At 35.6% G+C, this 17,315-nt stretch carries 13 protein-coding genes; 6 read left to right on the forward strand and 7 right to left on the reverse strand.

Annotated elements, in window-relative coordinates; genetic code table 11:
• Window positions 1–28 precede the first annotated feature (28 nt).
• The 3 genes from ACZZZI_RS06365 to ACZZZI_RS06375 all read right to left on the reverse strand — a co-directional run bounded on the left by ACZZZI_RS06365 (window position 29) and on the right by ACZZZI_RS06375 (window position 2,246).
• Window positions 29–559: an RNA polymerase sigma factor gene (locus ACZZZI_RS06365; RefSeq protein ID WP_316764649.1), complete on the reverse strand. Its 531-nt coding sequence runs from the start codon at window positions 557–559 to the stop codon at window positions 29–31.
• Between the two features lie 133 nt (window positions 560–692).
• Window positions 693–1,709 (reverse strand): UDP-N-acetylmuramate dehydrogenase, encoded by a 1,017-nt coding sequence (gene murB, locus ACZZZI_RS06370; protein WP_463488956.1) that lies wholly within the window; start codon window positions 1,707–1,709, stop codon window positions 693–695.
• 78 nt (window positions 1,710–1,787) lie between these two features.
• On the reverse strand, window positions 1,788–2,246 hold the full coding sequence (locus ACZZZI_RS06375) for a hypothetical protein (RefSeq protein ID WP_463488957.1): 459 nt from the start codon (window positions 2,244–2,246) through the stop codon (window positions 1,788–1,790).
• A 253-nt stretch (window positions 2,247–2,499) separates the two neighbouring features.
• Here ACZZZI_RS06375 and ACZZZI_RS06380 point away from each other — a divergent pair, with 253 nt between their 5' ends.
• The 5 genes from ACZZZI_RS06380 to ACZZZI_RS06400 all read left to right on the forward strand — a co-directional run bounded on the left by ACZZZI_RS06380 (window position 2,500) and on the right by ACZZZI_RS06400 (window position 9,969).
• Window positions 2,500–3,108 carry a TetR/AcrR family transcriptional regulator gene (locus ACZZZI_RS06380; protein WP_344765769.1) on the forward strand — a complete coding sequence of 203 codons (609 nt, stop codon included), beginning with the start codon at window positions 2,500–2,502 and terminating at the stop codon, window positions 3,106–3,108.
• Between the two features lie 131 nt (window positions 3,109–3,239).
• Window positions 3,240–4,580 (forward strand): TolC family protein, encoded by a 1,341-nt coding sequence (locus tag ACZZZI_RS06385; protein ID WP_463488958.1) that lies wholly within the window; start codon window positions 3,240–3,242, stop codon window positions 4,578–4,580.
• A 2-nt stretch (window positions 4,581–4,582) separates the two neighbouring features.
• Window positions 4,583–5,650 (forward strand): efflux RND transporter periplasmic adaptor subunit, encoded by a 1,068-nt coding sequence (locus ACZZZI_RS06390; protein ID WP_463488959.1) that lies wholly within the window; start codon window positions 4,583–4,585, stop codon window positions 5,648–5,650.
• Between the two features lie 66 nt (window positions 5,651–5,716).
• Window positions 5,717–8,911 carry an efflux RND transporter permease subunit gene (locus ACZZZI_RS06395; protein WP_316764669.1) on the forward strand — a complete coding sequence of 1,065 codons (3,195 nt, stop codon included), beginning with the start codon at window positions 5,717–5,719 and terminating at the stop codon, window positions 8,909–8,911.
• A 254-nt stretch (window positions 8,912–9,165) separates the two neighbouring features.
• Window positions 9,166–9,969, forward strand: a complete 804-nt coding sequence (locus tag ACZZZI_RS06400; protein WP_463488960.1) for a hypothetical protein — start codon at window positions 9,166–9,168, stop codon at window positions 9,967–9,969.
• A 3-nt stretch (window positions 9,970–9,972) separates the two neighbouring features.
• Here ACZZZI_RS06400 and ACZZZI_RS06405 read toward each other — a convergent pair whose 3' ends face one another.
• From ACZZZI_RS06405 to ACZZZI_RS06420, 4 genes are all read right to left on the reverse strand, one after another.
• Entirely contained in the window at window positions 9,973–11,175 is a 1,203-nt protein-coding gene (locus ACZZZI_RS06405) for an MFS transporter (protein WP_424059229.1), read from the reverse strand.
• 395 nt (window positions 11,176–11,570) lie between these two features.
• Window positions 11,571–12,977, reverse strand: a complete 1,407-nt coding sequence (gene lpdA / locus ACZZZI_RS06410; protein WP_463488961.1) for a dihydrolipoyl dehydrogenase — start codon at window positions 12,975–12,977, stop codon at window positions 11,571–11,573.
• A 148-nt stretch (window positions 12,978–13,125) separates the two neighbouring features.
• On the reverse strand, window positions 13,126–14,289 hold the full coding sequence (locus tag ACZZZI_RS06415; protein WP_463488962.1) for an esterase-like activity of phytase family protein: 1,164 nt from the start codon (window positions 14,287–14,289) through the stop codon (window positions 13,126–13,128).
• Window positions 14,290–14,387: 98 nt separating this feature from the next.
• Window positions 14,388–15,245 (reverse strand): DUF6515 family protein, encoded by an 858-nt coding sequence (locus ACZZZI_RS06420; protein WP_316764685.1) that lies wholly within the window; start codon window positions 15,243–15,245, stop codon window positions 14,388–14,390.
• A gap of 196 nt (window positions 15,246–15,441) precedes the next feature.
• On the opposite strand from ACZZZI_RS06420, the gene ACZZZI_RS06425 reads away from it, so the two are divergent.
• On the forward strand, window positions 15,442–17,310 hold the full coding sequence (locus ACZZZI_RS06425; RefSeq protein WP_463488963.1) for a CocE/NonD family hydrolase: 1,869 nt from the start codon (window positions 15,442–15,444) through the stop codon (window positions 17,308–17,310).
• The last annotated feature ends 5 nt before the right edge of the window (window positions 17,311–17,315 follow it).

Below are 17,315 nucleotides of genomic sequence, written 5' to 3' on the forward strand. Positions count from 1 at the left end.
GGGCCTCAGTTTTTCAATTGATGTGTTATTAAGCCATTTCTGCAACAGCTATATCTTTAGAATATGTTTTAAGGTATTTTTTAAGAATACCTCTTGCAACGTGAATACGTGTTTTAACGGTTCCAATTGGAATATTTAACATATCTGCAATTTCATGGTATTTAAAACCTTCGAAATAACGAATAAATGGCACGTAATATTCTTCTGGTAATTGTGCCAATGCTTTATCAATATCGCCTAATACAAATTTACTTTCAGCCTGATTTTTAGAGGCACTATATGAAAGATTCGCAGAGGAAATATCTTCGCTTTGAGTAATTAGTGTATTAGTTTTTACCAAACGACGGTAATTGTTAATGAAAGTATTTTTCATTATCGTAAATAACCAACCTTTTAAGTTAGTACCCTCTTTAAATTTAGTATAATATGTTATTGCTTTAAGCATTGTATCTTGAACTAAATCATTTGCATCTTCAGCATCTTTTGTGAAATTTAAAGCATAAGATCTAAGGGATACAGAGTGGTGGTTAACTAGATGGTCAAATTCGAATTTTGTCATGATTTTTAGCTTTAGGGTAAGGATTAAAAACAAATGAACTGTTCTCCATTTTCACTTTAGCTTAAACAAACTTAGTACCAAAGTTTTTTGGCACGGCAACAAAATCAAAAATTAACTCCTATGTAAGGTTTCGTCACAGGATATTTACTTCACGTTCTAAAGTGACCCCAAAAGCAGACTTTACACTGTCTATAATTAGTTCAGAAAAATCGTACACTTCTTTACCTGAGGCACTTCCGTGATTAACCAAAACTAAAGCCTGGTTTTTCCAGGTTCCAGTTTGCCCCTCTACTTTACCTTTCCAGCCACATTGCTCTATTAACCAACCAGCAGCAAGTTTAATTCGATCATCAGCTGTAGCATAATGTACCACATCGGGGTGTTTTGCTACAACATCTGCAAATTCAAACTTCTCTATAACAGGGTTTTTAAAGAAACTACCAGCATTTCCTATCGTTGATGGATCAGGAAGTTTGCTAACACGTATGTGCGAAACCGCAGCAGAAACATCGGCTATGCCAGGATTTTTTATACCTCTTTTTTGTAATTCTATTTCAATCGCTCCATAAGATGTATTTACATCGGCTTCGGCTTTTAGACTAAAAGTTACAGTTGTAATAATGAACTGTCCTTTTAATAGGCCTTTAAAAATACTTTCGCGATAACCAAAATTACAATCGTTATAGCTAAAGGTTTTAATTTCGCCCGTTTTAATTTCAAATGCAGTACAACTTTCAAAAACATCTTTTAACTCGACACCATAGGCACCGATATTTTGAATAGGCGATGCGCCAACTGTTCCAGGAATAAGGCTTAAGTTTTCTACACCAGCGAAGTTATGCGCAACACAGTAATTTACAAAATCGTTCCAAACAACTCCTGCACCTGCAGTAACCTTTATATCATTACCGTCTACTTTCGATTCGATACCTTTGATACTTATTTTGATAACCAGTCCGTTGTAATCTTCTGTAAATAACACATTGCTTCCACCACCAATTATTAACAGCTTTTGATTTTTGGTTATTTCATTTTCAAATAACGTTTTTAAATCGACCTCATTAAATATTTCTACAAAAAATGCAGCCTTGACATCGATAGCAAAAGTATTATATGGTTTGAGTGAAATATTTTCTTGTATTTGAAGCATGGCAATATGGATATGCAGCAAAAGTAAAATAAAATTTCAGGTTTGTTAATGGTTGTACCATAATTGAACACTCGATAATTAAGGAATTATTCTGGTAATCTCTTTATCAAAATTAAAACTCAGGCTTACTGATGATTCTCCTTTTATTTTAACGCCAGACATTTTCCAGCCAATGAAAGTCGATTTCTTTTTTGCCAAATCTAATAAACTATACCTTTCTTTAGTTAAAGCAGCACTAATCAAACCGACACTATCCGATTCTCTTTGGCTTAAATGTTCTATTTCACTTTCTAAAACTGATAAAACGGAATCCAAATCGTGTCCTCTTTTTAGGCTATCGGCATAGGCTTTTGGCGAAATATTATAAAGACTATCTAACTTCGAGTTTTCGAAATCAAGCTTTTGATCAGAACTTTCGTATTTCAATTTCACCAGGTCTTCTGCTCTATCTTTATCTGTTTTTTTGGTACATGAAATCGCGATAACCGAAATTAATAGAAGAATTAAAAGGTTTTCTTTCTTGATAAGTATCTTCATTTTGCTGAAATTAAATCACTCAATAAGTACAAAAAACAATCCAAAAGCTCAGCTACCTTATTAAAAATAGTTACAAACTCAATATTAGAAAATTTAGAACAGTAATCGTAAATGCATAGAAATCAACAACAATATCATTTACTGTCATCGAATTGTAAGTAAATGACAATTTTTCAATCGTTTGATTAACTAATGAGATTTTACCTCTATTTTTGACTAAAATATTAAAAAAGTCAGAAAGTAGAAAAGTAAAATGATTGTAGCCGATAAAAAGCGAGAACAGATTATTGATGGCGCTATCAAGCGATTTACCCATTTTGGTATTAACAAGACTACGATGAATGATATCGCTGAAGATCTTTCAGTATCGAAACCATCGCTTTACTATTATTTCCCCGATAAAAAGCATTTGATTTTAGGCGTTATTGAGCGAGTGTTTACAGATTTTTATGAAACACTAACAAAAAAACTAAACCTGGAGTTACCATTGGAAACCATATTATTTAACTCCATTGATATTAGAAATACATTTTTTCAAAAATATTACATGTTAAGAATTGCTGAAGGAATTCCTGATCTTTTAAATGATGAAATTATAAAGAGTAAACTTTCTTCTTTAAAAGATTTAGAAAAAGATTTTTTCGCTGAGCTTTTCAGAAAAGCCAAACAAAGAGGAGAAATTGAGCACGAAGATATGAAACATGTTTCGGAATTATACTTAGAAAGCTTGATGGGTTTAACAACCATGTGCGTAATGGAAACTGGAAAGGACATTTTTCCTGATAAAAAAGCATTGAACAAAATGACACAAAAGCAAAAAGACCTTTCATCTATTTTTACAAAAGGCCTTAAGTGCGAATAAAGGCTAAAAGACTTAAGCTTAAAAAATTAAGACAAAAGCCAATAAAGAGATTAGAGAAGGCATCTACATAAAACCAGATACTAACTCTGATTATAATAAATAGGAACCCAAAAACAAAAAAACAATACATTATGCTTAGAGTAAAAATGGTAAAATTAATGCTCGTCCTGATTATCGGCATGGCTTTACCGCAATTGGTTGCTGCACAACAACAGCTAACCCTAAAAGATGCGCTAACTTTTGCGCTCCAAAACAACACGAGGTTGCGTAAAGCAAAGCTTGATATTGAAGGCGGAAGGTACAAGGTAGAAGAAGTAAGAGCACAAGCTTTACCAACAGTTTCAGGTACAGCTGGTTTAACTTATAACCCCATAATCGGCCAACAGGTGGTTGATTTTGGCGGACAATTACAAACCCTTAAATTCGGGCAGAAATGGAATTCGAGTGCTGGTGTAAATTTGTCTCAGCAATTATTCAATCAACAGGTATTTACAGGTTTACAAGCTGCAAAATCGAGCGAAGAATATTATAACCTTACTTCTCAGTTAACTGAAGAGCAGATTATAGAATTAGTGGCCAATAATTATTACCAGGTTTTGGTAAACAGACAGCAATTAAATGTAATCGACACAAACATTAAAAATGTTAAGGTTGTAGAAAAAATTGTGGGTAACCAATATAAAAATGGTTTGGCAAGAAAAATCGATGTGGATCGGATTAATGTAAATCTAACTAATCTGAATACACAACGTGAGCAGGTTATTAATGGAATTACCCAATTGGAAAATCAATTGAAATTCTCGATGGGCATGCCAGTTTCAACACCTATCAGCTTGCCTGCAACCGAGCTGACTGAGGTTACACAACTTCCCGTTTTAACCGATTCGATTGATTTGGCTAGTCGCACAGAAGTTAAACTATTAGATAATCAGGATAAACTTTTATCGCTACAACGCAAAGCTTATGTAGCAGAGTACTATCCTACCTTAGCTTTAACAGGCAACTATACTTATTCAAGCCAAAGTAATGGTTTCGATTTCTTAAACACAAATGCTACAGCAATTGGTTTTGGTTCATCGGCAGTTGGTTTAACGTTAAAGGTGCCAATTTTCAATGGCTTTTTAACCCGTTCAAAAATTCGCCAGGCAGATGTTAATATCAGAAAAGCACAGGAAGACAGAAAAGAATCTACAAACTCTTTAAACCTGGCTTACGAGAATGCAAAAATCCAGTTACGTAATAACCTGAACACAATTAATTCGCAACGGAAAAATGCAAATTTAGCGCAGGAGATTTACAAAAGCACTCAAAATAACTACAATAACGGTTTAGCTTCTTTAACCGATTTAATCGATACAGAAAACGCATTAACAGAAGCTCAAAACAGTTATACCCAAGCGCTATTGAATTATAAAGTAGCCGAAATACAATTAATAAAATCAAACGGAAATATTAAATCGCTAGTAAAATAGAAATGAAAAGAGTAATTACCATAATTATCGTAGTTGTTGTTGCCTTAGGTGCAATAGCTTATGTTTTAAGCAACAATAAAAAGAAGAACGAAGCAAAAACTGCATTCATTGCTGAAGGTGGTGGTGCTGTAGCCGTTCGTGTTGCTACTGTAGAGAAAAAAGTTGTTGATTTGGATTTTGTTGCAAACGGAAACTTTATTCCAAAACAGGAATTAAACTTTTTATCAGAAAATGCTGGTCGTGTTTCGGCGATTTATGTTGATGAAGGTGCCCGTGTTAGTAAAGGACAGGTTTTAGCTCGTATAGATGCTGAAATCATCAATACAGACAGAGAAACTGCTCAAGCTTCTTATGATAATGCTAAAAGAGATGAGGCCAGATACCAAAGTTCATACGAAACTGGTGGTGTAACTCAACAACAATTAGATCAAGCTAAATTAGCAACCAGAAATGCAAAATTGCGTTTACAGGCTTCTCAAAGAAAATTGAGCGATGCAAATATCAAATCTCCAATTAATGGTATTGTAAACAAACGTTACATTGAAGTTGGTGCTTTTGTTACAGCTCAAGGAACACAGTTATTCGAAATTGTTGATGTATCTAAATTGAAGTTAAGAGTTAACGTTAACGAATCGCAGGTTGCAAGTTTAAAAATCGGCGATAACATTGATATTAAATCAACTGTTTTCCCTGACGAAAAATTCTCTGGAAAAGTTACTTTTATCGCTGCTAAAGCAGATGCAACATTAAACTTCCCAATCGAGATTGAAGTATCTAACAATACAAAAAACAGTTTAAGAGCTGGTATGTATGGAACTGCAGTATTTAATTTCCCGAAACAAGCGCCAAGTATTTTAGTTCCACGTACATCTTTTGCAGGTAGTGTAAGTAGTAATCAACTTTTTATCTATGATAAATCGAATAACACTTCTAAAATAAGAAAAGTTGTTACAGGTAGAATTTTGGGTGATAACGTAGAAGTTATTAATGGATTAACTGAAGGTGAAACTGTAATTACCAGTGGACAAATCAACTTAGCTGAAGGCACTGCTGTAAGCATTGTTAAATAAGTTAGTTTACAATTTGTCGTCCTAAGCTTGTCGAAGGATAATGATATTTCAACATAAAAAATTAAAATGAAAATAACAGACATATCTATAAAAAGGCCCTCGCTGGTAATTGTGGTATTTACCGCACTTACTTTACTGGGGCTGTTAAGTTACTTTTCGCTGGGTTATGAATTACTTCCAAAATTCTCGAACAACGTAGTATCTATATCAACCATTTACCCTGGTGCATCGCCAGCAGAGGTTGAAAACACAGTAACCAAAAAAATTGAGGATGCCGTATCATCGATGGAAAACATCAAGAAACTAAACGCAGTTTCTTATGAAAGTTTATCGGTTGTAACCATTACTTTAACAGATGCAGCAAACATCGATATTTCATTAAATGATGCGCAGCGTAAAGTTAACGCAATCCTTTCTGATTTACCAGATGATGTAAAAACACCATCACTTAGTAAATTCTCTTTAGATGATTTACCAGTAATCACCATGACAGCTTCGGCAAACATGGATGATGTTAGTTTTTACGATTTAATTGATCAAAGAATTGCTCCCGTAATTTCTAGGGTTAGCGGTATTGCTCAGGTAAACCTTGTAGGTGGTTCTGAACGCGAAATTCAGGTTGCACTAGATGCAGCTAAATTACAAGGATACAATCTTTCTGTTCCTCAAGTTCAGCAATTAATTTTAAGTTCAAACTTAGATTTCCCTACTGGAAGTGTTAAAACACAAAATCAAGACGTTTTAATTCGTTTATCTGGTAAATACAGAAGTCTTGAAGAGTTAAGAAACTTAGTTTTAATGACGTCTAAAGACGGTGCACAGGTTCGTTTAGGCGACGTTGCCGATGTTCAGGATTCGAAAAAAGAAACCGAGAAACTGGCCCGTATTAACCGTCAATCATCTATTGCCATTCAAATTATTAAACAAAGTGATGCGAATGCAGTAAAAGTGAGTGAGGGTGTACATGCCATTATCGCAAAACTTAAAACGGAATATGGTGCACAAAAGCTAGACATTAAAATTGTAAACGATAGTTCGATTTTCACATTAGAATCGGCAGATGCGGTAATACACGATTTAATTCTTGCGGTTGTATTGGTAGCTTTTGTAATGCTTTTCTTCCTGCACAGTTTGCGTAATGCATTAATTGTAATGGTATCAATTCCAGCCTCATTAATTGCAACCTTTATTGGTATTAGTTTATTCGGTTATACGCTAAACTTAATGTCGTTATTGGGTCTATCACTCGTGGTAGGTATCCTGGTGGATGATGCGATTGTGGTATTGGAAAATATCCAGCGACACATGGAGATGGGTAAAAACAAAGTAAGAGCAGCCTCTGATGCGACAAGAGAAATTGGTTTTACTGTTGTATCGATTACCATGGTAATTGTGGTGGTGTTCTTCCCTATCGCAGTAAGTTCTGGCTTAGTTTCGAACATTTTGCGTCAGTTCTGTGTGGTGGTAATTATTGCAACATTACTTTCATTAGTGGCATCATTTACCATTGTTCCTTTACTTTTCTCAAGATATGGAAAGTTAGAGCACATTGAAGGTAAAAACATGTTCGGTCGTTTCATTTTATGGTTCGAAAAACAGCTTAAAAAATTCACCATTTGGATTACTAACATCTTAAACTGGTCTTTACGCCACAAAGCATTAACCCTAATTATGGTTTTTGTATTGTTCTTAGGTTCATGCGGTTTATTAGGTGCTGGATTTATTGGTTCAGAGTTTTTCCCGAAATCTGATAAAGGAGAATTTTTAGTACAAATCGAATTACCAAAAGATGCACCCTTAGAACAAACGAACTTCTACACGCAAAAAGCTGAGGCTTTCTTAGATAAACAACCAGAAATTATTCAGTTAATTACAACTGTTGGTCAGGCCAGTGGTGATTTTGGTGGAACGCAAGCAACAGCTTACAAATCGGAGATTAACGTAAAGTTAGTAGAGCGTAAGGAACGTGAAGGTATGTCATCTGATGTATTTGCCACAAAAATGAGTCGTGCCTTAGCTAAAGAATTGGTTGGAGCAAAAGTTAAAACCGTGCCAATTAGTATTTTGGGTATCGCAGAAAATGCTCCCATTAGTTTAGTGGTAATGGGCTCTGACTTGGATAGTGCCTTGAAATATGCCGAAGGTGCTAAAAAATTATTAGCTACAATTCCAGGAGCAACCGAGATTAAACTTTCTGTAGAAAAAGGAACTCCAGAGATTAATGTTCAGGTAGACCGTGATAAAATGGCTTCGGTAGGCTTAACTTTAGCTACAGTAGGTTCTACAATGCAAACTGCTTTTGCAGGTAATACAGATGGTAAATATAGAAAAGGTGAATATGAATACGACATTAATATCCAGTATCAAGATTTCAACAGAAAAGATATTGATGATGTACGTAATCTAATTTTTGTTAACGATAAAGGAGCGCAAATTAAATTATCTCAATTTGCAAACATTACCGAAGGTTCAGGTCCAAGTCAGTTAGAGCGTTTAAATAAATCTACCTCAGTTTCTGTTCAGGCACAATCTATTGGCCGCCCAACAGGTACAATCGTGGCCGATTTTAAAGCTAAATTAATTGAATTGCAAGACAATGGTAAATTAAAAGCACCAGTTGGCGTAAGTTATACATGGGCTGGAGATGAAGAAAATCAGGCCGAAGGTTTTGGTACCTTAGGTATCGCTTTATTAGCTTCTATTATCTTAGTTTACTTTATCATGGTTGCCCTTTATGATAGTTTCATCTATCCATTAGTAGTAATGTTCTCGCTTCCATTGGCTTTAATTGGTGCTTTGTTAGCTTTAGCTTTAACAAATAACTCATTAGGTATATTTACCATTTTAGGTTTTATTATGTTGATGGGTTTAGTAGCTAAGAACGCGATTATCTTAGTCGATTTTACCAACCACATGAAGGCTGAAGGAAAATCGACAATCGATGCTTTAATTTTAGCTAACCATGCTCGTTTACGTCCGATTTTAATGACAACCATTGCCATGATTTTTGGTATGCTTCCAATTGCATTGGCAAGTGGTGCAGGCGCTGAATGGAAAAATGGTTTGGCCTGGGTTATCGTCGGTGGTTTAACCAGTTCGCTATTCTTAACCTTGATTGTAGTTCCCGTAGTTTATTTGGTTTTCGATAGAATGTTAGATAAATTTGGTTTCAACAAAAAAGTAAAAACTATTGATGAAATGCTAGAAGAACCATACGACCACAAGGACGTTTTGGAATACGATGCAGATTTAGATCATTAACATTTATATACATTCAGATTAACAATCGCTTAAGAGCGGCCTTCCCAAAGGCCGCTCTTTTTTTTGAAAAGGAAATATTTGTATTTCATAGATTAATTCTATCGGGCTTTTTCCTAAATCTTCTTTGTTAATGGCGGTAAAAAACTATAATTTTAATACTGAATAGGGATGTCTTTTTCTACGCATTCATCAACAAAATGAATGCAAAAAGTTAAACGCCAAACAAAATATAATCAATATTGTATATTAGGAATATGTTTAAGATTATCCCTCAAATAATTCTAGCACTTTTCGTATTCGTCGCAAACGCTCAACATCCTCCAGTATTCGATGCGATGACAACCGATTCCTCTTTCATTAATCTTTATGATTTAAACATTAATTTGGTTAAATACAGCTACAAACCTAATGGTGTAAAATTTTTGGTCGTTCATGATAATGAAGATACAGGCGTTAAAGCTGGTTTCGACTATATTCGCTGGAGTGGCGGTGAATTAATTGATTGCCAATATGGAGGCGTTCGCGATTATAACTTTAGTTATATGGATGACATTTATCGAATCGACCCAAACGCAATCTATACCGAGCGAGGAATCAACACCAGATTGAAGAAAGATGAATTTAGCTCTAATGAAGTAGAAAAAGCATTAAATGCGGCTGGCAAACAAATTATAGATTTTTATAATCCTAAATCCACTGGTTACATTTTAACCTTGCACAACAATGCAGATGGCGGCTTTGGAATAGCTTCATACTTGCCTGGATATGAATTAGCAAGCGCAGCCGATTCTGTTTATCTTAATCCCGAAATGGATGGCGATGACATGCTCTACGTAACAGATTTAAAGCTTTTTAACAGCTTTAAAAAGGCGAATGTAAATGTGATGCTGCAATCTAAATTTGTCGAAAATGACGGTTCTTTATCTGTTTATGCTATGCAAAATAACATTCCATATGTTAACGTAGAGGTTCAGCATGGGCACCTGGAAGAAAACTTAAGATTAATTGAAATTGCAATTGCGGCATTAAAAGCGCATGGAATGATTAAGAAGCAATAGCATCTAATCTATCGCTCTTATTTTTCCAACCAATAAGCTTACCAGCAAACCAAAAACACCAATTACCGCGTAAGAATATTGAAGACTCGAAAGTGCTGAAATATAGCCAATTAGTGGCGGGCCCATTAAAAAGCCAAGGTAACTCACGCTCGAAACCATCGCTATAGCAATTCCAGGCGCAACCTTGCCATTTTTACCTGCAACACTGTAAACCGTTGGCACTATACTAGAAACACCAATGCCAACCAACATGAAACCAATAGTAGCTGGGATAATGTATGGTAGAAAAACAGATAGAAACATACCTGAGGAAATGATTAAACCGCTAATCTGAATTGTTTTTTTTCGGCCGAGATTCTCGATGATTTTATCGCCAACAAAACGGCCTGTCGCCATCATAACCATGAAAGATGCATAACCCAAAATCACTAAAGAAGTTGGAGCCTTTACAATTTCTTTGAAGTAAACGCCACTCCAGTCGAACATTGCCCCCTCAGTTGCCATACTACAAAAGCCAATAATGCCTAATTGCAATAAAGCACCTTCAGGCATGGTAAATAGTTTTGGCTTTCTTTCGCTTTTTGCGCCCTTACCTGGAACCAAATGCTTATAATTTAATAAAACATTTAACCAAATTAGTACAATAATAATCCAGAAATGATAATAAGGAATTATGTGAAGATTAACCATTAAAAGCCCAACCAATGCTCCTGTAAAACCAGCTATACTCCAAGCACCATGAAAGGAAGTCATGATTGGCCTTCCGAAAAGCTTTTCTGCTTCAGAACCTTGTGTATTTACCGCGATGTTACACATATTTCCGACTACACCAAAAAGAAACAAAAAGGCTGCTAAATGCCACGGTGCAGTTGCTAAACCCAAATTGCTTAATGCTAAAACATACAATGGAGCAGTAATGGTTAAAATTAGTTTACTGCCATACTTAGTTACCAAACGCCCAGATATCGGCATTGTAATCAACTGGCCCAAGGGAAGTGCAAGTAATATACTTCCTAGTTTACCATCAGAAAGATTTAAAGCGTGTTTTATATCTGGAATTCGGCTTGCCCAAGATGCAAATGCAATTCCTTGACCGAAATAAAATAGCGATACGGCCAAACGAATCCGATTTGGACTACTAGACGCTAATATAGGTTTATCTGCTGTTAGATTTGATACTTCCTGATTTGCGTTGACGTCTTCCAAAATGCAGATTAATTATAAGTTTCGTTTTTGCAAAGGTCATCAAATGAAATGGTAATAGAAAGATGTAATTATCATTTATATATAATTATTGGCAAAGAATTACAAACCATATTAATAAAAGCAAGGATTGGATTTGGTTTTTGCATGAGGGATAGTAGTGGAAATCCTTTTTTGCTGTAATCTTGAGCGTAGTCGAAAGACAGCAAAAAAGATTGTAGCGGATAACCCGACCCTTTCCCGATATTTCTTCGGGATTGGGGCATGCCCAAAAAAATATTTATTTGAGATTTCTCCTGGGACCGAAATAATAATTAACAAAAAAAGCCGACAATTTCTTATCGGCTTTTGTACTTTAAATTGGTTCGTGAGGGCACACAAACCAAGACAAATTTATCTTAAATATGTATTGCTCTGTTATCAGTTGCAGCTAAAGCAGCTTCTTTTAACGCCTCTGTATAAGTTGGGTGAGCATGACAAGTACGTGCAATATCTTCTGCTGAAGCACGGAATTCCATAGCAATAACTGCTTCTGCAATCATATCTGCAGCACGTGGGCCAATCATATGTACACCTAAAACTTCATCGGTTGCTGCATCAGCTAAAACTTTAACGAAACCATCGGTATCCATACTTGCCTTAGCACGACCGCTTGCTTTGAATGGGAATGAACCTGCTTTGTATTTTGTTCCTTTTTCCTTCAATTGCTCTTCGGTTAAACCAACTGAAGCAACTTCTGGCCAGGTATAAACTACGCCTGGGATTAAATTATAATTAATGTGAGGCTTTTGTCCAGCGATCGATTCTGCAACATAAGTTCCTTCATCTTCAGCCTTGTGTGCCAACATTGCACCAGTAATAACATCACCAATTGCATAAACACCTTTAACCGAAGTTTCTAAATGTTCGTTTACTGGGATTTTTTTACCTCTTTCTTCAACTGTAATTCCGATTTTATCCAAACCTAAACCATCAGTGTAAGCCGTACGACCAACTGCTACAATGCAATAATCTGCTTCTAAAGAAATCGTTTCACCTTTAGGATTTTCAGCGGTAACCGTTACTAATTTACCTTTTGTGGTAGCGCCAGTAACTTTGTGCCCCATATAAAACTCCATGCCTAAAGATTTCTTTAAAACACGTTGAAGCTCTTTACCTAAACCAGCATCCATAGTGCCGATAATAGATGGTAAAAATTCTACAACAGAAACTTTTGTACCTAAACGAGCATAAACAGAACCTAATTCTAAACCGATAACACCGCCACCGATTACAACCATTGTTTTAGGAACTTCTTTAATGTTTAAAGCTTCAGTTGAAGTAATGATGCGTTTTTTATCGATTGGCAAAAATGGTAAAGCAGTTGGTTTAGAACCTGTAGCAATGATTACATTTTTAGCGGTTAAAGTTTCTGTAGAACCATCTGCCTTAGTAACTAAAACCGTGTTTTTATCTACAAATGAACCAACACCCTCGAAAGAATCAATTTTATTTTTTTTAAATAAATAAGTGATACCAGCAGTGTTTTGCGCAACAACATCGTCTTTACGAGCGATCATTTGTTTCATATCAACTTTTAAATCTTTTAAGTTGATACCGTGAGTAGTAAATGTGTGGGCAGCGTTGTGAAAGTGCTCTGAAGAATCTAATAATGCTTTTGATGGAATACAACCTACGTTTAAGCAAGTACCTCCAAAAGTTTTATATTTTTCGACAACTGCAGTTTTTAAACCTAACTGAGCACAACGGATTGCGCCTACATAACCGCCCGGTCCTGAACCGATAACAACGACATCGTATTGCATAATTTCTTTAGAATTTTGATTGCTCAAATGTAGGGAAAAAAGGCGGAAAGGTGAAAGCTAAAAAGCTTAAAGAATAGACAGAAATTAACAATTTGACAATGAAAAAGTATTGCTGGTTAATTTTTCTAATGCGCTTTTAATGTTAAACTTATGGTTCTATCTCGAATAAAAAAAGCTGTTGTGTTTGGTTTTTGGCGAAGTTATTATCGACACAGAAAATTAAGGTTTTATGTCCGTTTGGCAAATTAGAGCCAAAAGTTACGCCTTCGAAATTATCGATATGCATATTCAAACTATCGAAATCGAATAGTAATTTCTTTTTCAATGGCTTTGGTGGATTTTTAGAAAACGAAGCATTGTTAATCTCATTTTCTGCATCATTTAAATCGACTAAATAAAGTTTTACAAAGGTATGATCATCGTTACCTTTTGCCCACGCACGCTCCACAACGAGTAAAGTATGGTTGTTAACGGCAAGAATTTCAGAAATCCCGTTTAAATTCCAATCGCTATCTACGGTAGGTAAAACTGGAAGTTCGCCCAAGTTGTAAGCATATTGAGCCGTATTCTTTTTGCTTGCAACATCAAATTTCAGTATTCTGGTTAAAGCGCCATCAAATTGATAAGAAGCCTTTCTCCCGTCTTGATAAAGTGGTTCTTCTAAACTTGCGTAAAGTGTTTTGTAACTATCAGCAAAGCTTAAGCCTTCGAACAAGGCATTTTTTCTTGGCCCACTTTCTCCTTTTGTAAAATGAAACCCTTTTGGTAAAGGAATAGTATCAATGAAATCTCCGGCAGGCGAAATAAAAGTTAATGTTGGTTGTACTATTATCGAATCACCATTTTTAAATAACCTTTCGCCCTCGCTACTCCAAATTATTTGATTTGTTTTTGGATTATATCGGGCAGATTCTCCATCAGGTTTTAATGTTTTATCAGTACCATATTTTGGATATTCTTTTCCATTCTCCTGTTTTAAAAAGGTAACACCAACAACCTGAACCGTATCAATTTTATTATCCAGAATCTTAATTTTTGCAGTATAAATTCTGGCTGGACTAAATTGCGAAGGGTCGTCGCTGATTAAATAATATTGATCCGATTTTGCATCATAATCAATGCCTGATAAACCTCCAACTAAAGTATTTTGAAAGGATGTGTTTAATGAAATTACATATTCATTCAAAAATTTTATAGCTGATATTGTTGTTTCTTTATGATTTGTTTTGGCCAATTTACCCGTAGAGCAAGATGCTAAAACACAAATTGTAATCAGAAATAGAAGGGAAAGTTTAGTTGGTATTTTTTTCAATTCAATATATTTTATTTCGTAAAAGTATAGATTTTGTATTAATAAAAAACCGTTTCAATGTTATATTGAAACGGCTAAAAAATTATTTGAAATTATACTTAAAACAGTTTACCTATTACTCTGTAACTTGTGGTATTTCCGTTTATCACCTCTTCGTAGTAAACATCATCTGGAGATACATAATATTTTTCATTTTTGATGGTTACTTCCCTACATCCATCAGGCAAAACATTAATAATATCGCCAATTTGGTGTGTATCAACTGGGCCATCTGTAGTATTTAGAACCCCATCTTTTCCAGCAACTATATAAACAGCTTTGCCATCTTTATTCGTGCCTTGAGTATAGTAAACACCTTTATATTCGTAGTAATCTACGCCATCGATAGTTACCAATTCGGCTTCAGTTGGCAAGTTTGGAACTTCTGCTCCAACTGGCGGAATTACAACCTGATAGTTGTTTTCGTACTGGCGATAAAATAATCCACCAGAATAATAATATTGATCTGAGCCATAATAAAATGGATAATACCCAAATGGTAAAACATTTAAACGAAATCCGATAAATGGCCTGTAATAATTATAATAGCCATAATATGCTCTGCCATAACGGTTACCATAACCTGGACGATAACCATAATTTGGCCTATAACCTACCCCAGGTCTGTTACCTGGGCGATAGCCAGGACTTGGACGATAACCTGGACGCTCTGGCCTGCCACCGAAAGATAAATTACCTCCACGACTTGGCGCTTGTGAAATTCTATTGCCAGATGGTGCTTGCATAGAAGGCTGTCTTGAAGCACCACCTCTTGATGGCCCAACAGAACTTGAACGACCGCCACCACCACCGCCACCTCTGCTTGGTCTTTGAGCAAAAGCGCTATCTACACTTAAGGTCGTTACTATCGCTGCTACAGCAAAAACAACCAATCCTCTATTTAATAACCTCTTCATTTTATTGTGTTTAAATCAATTGTAAGTATGACGATGAAAATCATAAAAAGATTATCGCTTAACATTATTTAACTAAATTTTGATAATGGAATGACGATTAGAAAAACAATCCTTAACAAACGTTTTACGAGGTCTTTTTTCTTAATCCTTTTCTAATCATCTATATTTAAATTTTATTCCTAAAATCAAACTATAAATGAACCTTACCAAAATTTTCGGCTTCTTAATTTGTATGTTTATTTCTAACGAATTGCTGGCTCAACAATCCGACTCGGCATATGTTAGAGCGAATTACACAAAGATAGAACGACAAATACCAATGCGTGATGGCGTTAAGCTATTCACTTCCATTTACATACCCAAAAATCAATCCAAAAAATTTCCTTTTCTAATTAACCGAACACCTTACACTGTTGCTCCTTATGGGGAGGATAAATACAAGCTTAGCCTGGGCAATTTCCCTGCAATGATGCGTGAGGGTTTTATTTTTGTTTATCAGGATGTTCGCGGGAGGTGGATGAGCGAGGGTACATTTGCGGATATTCGTCCGCAAACATCGAAAAAAGGTAAAAAGGATATTGATGAAAGTACCGATACTTACGATACTATTGATTGGTTGGTTAAAAATATCAAAAATAATAATGGCAATGCTGGAATTTATGGTATCTCTTATCCTGGTTTTTACTCCACAACTTCTTTACCAAATTCGCACCCCGCGTTAAAAGCTGTTTCGCCACAAGCGCCAGTTACCGATTGGTTTTTAGGTGATGATTTCCACCACCGAGGTACACTATTTTTAATGGATGCCTTTAGCTTTATGGGCAGTTTTGGCGTTCCTCGTCCGAAACCCATTACGCCAGATAAAGGTCCAAAACCTTTTAAATTTCCAATTCAGGATAATTATCGTTTCTATTTAGAAGCAGGTTCGATTAAAAACTTAAAAGACAAGTATTTTGCTGATAGCATTAAGTTCTGGAATGATTTGGTAAAACATCCAAATTTGGATACTTTCTGGAAAGCGAGATTAATTACCCCACATTTAAAAAATATTAAACCTGCAGTAATGGTTGTTGGCGGTTTCTTCGATGCAGAAGATGCTTACGGAACTTTTGACACTTACAAAGCAATAGAAAAACAAAATCCAGGTGCGAATAATATTTTAGTGGCGGGCCCTTGGTTTCATGGTGGTTGGGTTCGTAGCGATGGCTCTTACTTCGGCGATATTCAATTCGGCAAAACAACTAGTATCGATTACCAACAACAATACGAATTACCATTTTTCAAACATTACTTAAAGGGCGAGGGCGATTTTAACGCTGCCGAAGCTAACATTTTTGTAACTGGAAGCAACGAATGGAAAAAATTTGATACCTGGCCGCCAAAAGATGTGGAGACCAAAAATTTGTATTTACAACCTAACGGAAAACTTGGTTTTGATAAAGTTGGTAGAACAGATAGCTGGGATGAATATGTAAGCGACCCTAATAATCCTGTTCCTTATCAAGATGGAATTCAATCGAAACGTACCCGCGAATATATGATCGATGATCAGCGTTTTGCAGCTCGTCGCCCTGATGTTAAAACCTATCAAACCGATGCCTTAACAGAAGACATTACCTTAACTGGTCCAGTTTTGGCTAATCTGGTAGTTTCTACCACTGGAACTGATGCGGATTATGTAGTTAAACTTATCGATGTTTATCCAGAAGATGCGCCCAATCCTGTTCCTAACCCCAAGAATCTTATAATGGGTGGTTACGAAATGTTAGTTCGTGGCGAAATTATGCGTGGCAAATACCGTAACAGCTTCGAAAAACCAGAAGCCTTTGTACCTGGCGCCATTACAAAAGTAAATTACCCTTTACCTGATGTAGCCCATACTTTTAAAAAGGGGCATAAAATTATGATCCAAATTCAGAATTCATGGTTTCCATTAGCCGATCGAAATCCTCAAAAATTTATGGATATTTATCAGGCAGATCCTTCAGATTTCCAAAAAGCCACACATAAAATTTATCACGATACTTCAAATAGTTCTTACATAACAGTGTCTGTTCTAAAATAATCTAC

Source organism: Pedobacter sp. AC190 (assembly GCF_979258025.1).

What these genes read in the sequence shown, in the direction of transcription:
- ACZZZI_RS06420 (WP_316764685.1), bottom strand. Translation starts at nt 15,245, where the DNA reads ATGAAGAGGTTATTAAATAGAGGATTGGTTGTTTTTGCTGTAGCAGCG.
- ACZZZI_RS06380 (WP_344765769.1), top strand. Translation starts at nt 2,500, where the DNA reads ATGATTGTAGCCGATAAAAAGCGAGAACAGATTATTGATGGCGCTATC.
- ACZZZI_RS06395 (WP_316764669.1), top strand. Translation starts at nt 5,717, where the DNA reads ATGAAAATAACAGACATATCTATAAAAAGGCCCTCGCTGGTAATTGTG.
- ACZZZI_RS06365 (WP_316764649.1), bottom strand. Translation starts at nt 559, where the DNA reads ATGACAAAATTCGAATTTGACCATCTAGTTAACCACCACTCTGTATCC.
- lpdA (WP_463488961.1), bottom strand. Translation starts at nt 12,977, where the DNA reads ATGCAATACGATGTCGTTGTTATCGGTTCAGGACCGGGCGGTTATGTA.
- murB (WP_463488956.1), bottom strand. Translation starts at nt 1,709, where the DNA reads ATGCTTCAAATACAAGAAAATATTTCACTCAAACCATATAATACTTTT.
- ACZZZI_RS06390 (WP_463488959.1), top strand. Translation starts at nt 4,583, where the DNA reads ATGAAAAGAGTAATTACCATAATTATCGTAGTTGTTGTTGCCTTAGGT.
- ACZZZI_RS06400 (WP_463488960.1), top strand. Translation starts at nt 9,166, where the DNA reads ATGTTTAAGATTATCCCTCAAATAATTCTAGCACTTTTCGTATTCGTC.
- ACZZZI_RS06425 (WP_463488963.1), top strand. Translation starts at nt 15,442, where the DNA reads ATGAACCTTACCAAAATTTTCGGCTTCTTAATTTGTATGTTTATTTCT.
- ACZZZI_RS06385 (WP_463488958.1), top strand. Translation starts at nt 3,240, where the DNA reads ATGCTTAGAGTAAAAATGGTAAAATTAATGCTCGTCCTGATTATCGGC.
- ACZZZI_RS06375 (WP_463488957.1), bottom strand. Translation starts at nt 2,246, where the DNA reads ATGAAGATACTTATCAAGAAAGAAAACCTTTTAATTCTTCTATTAATT.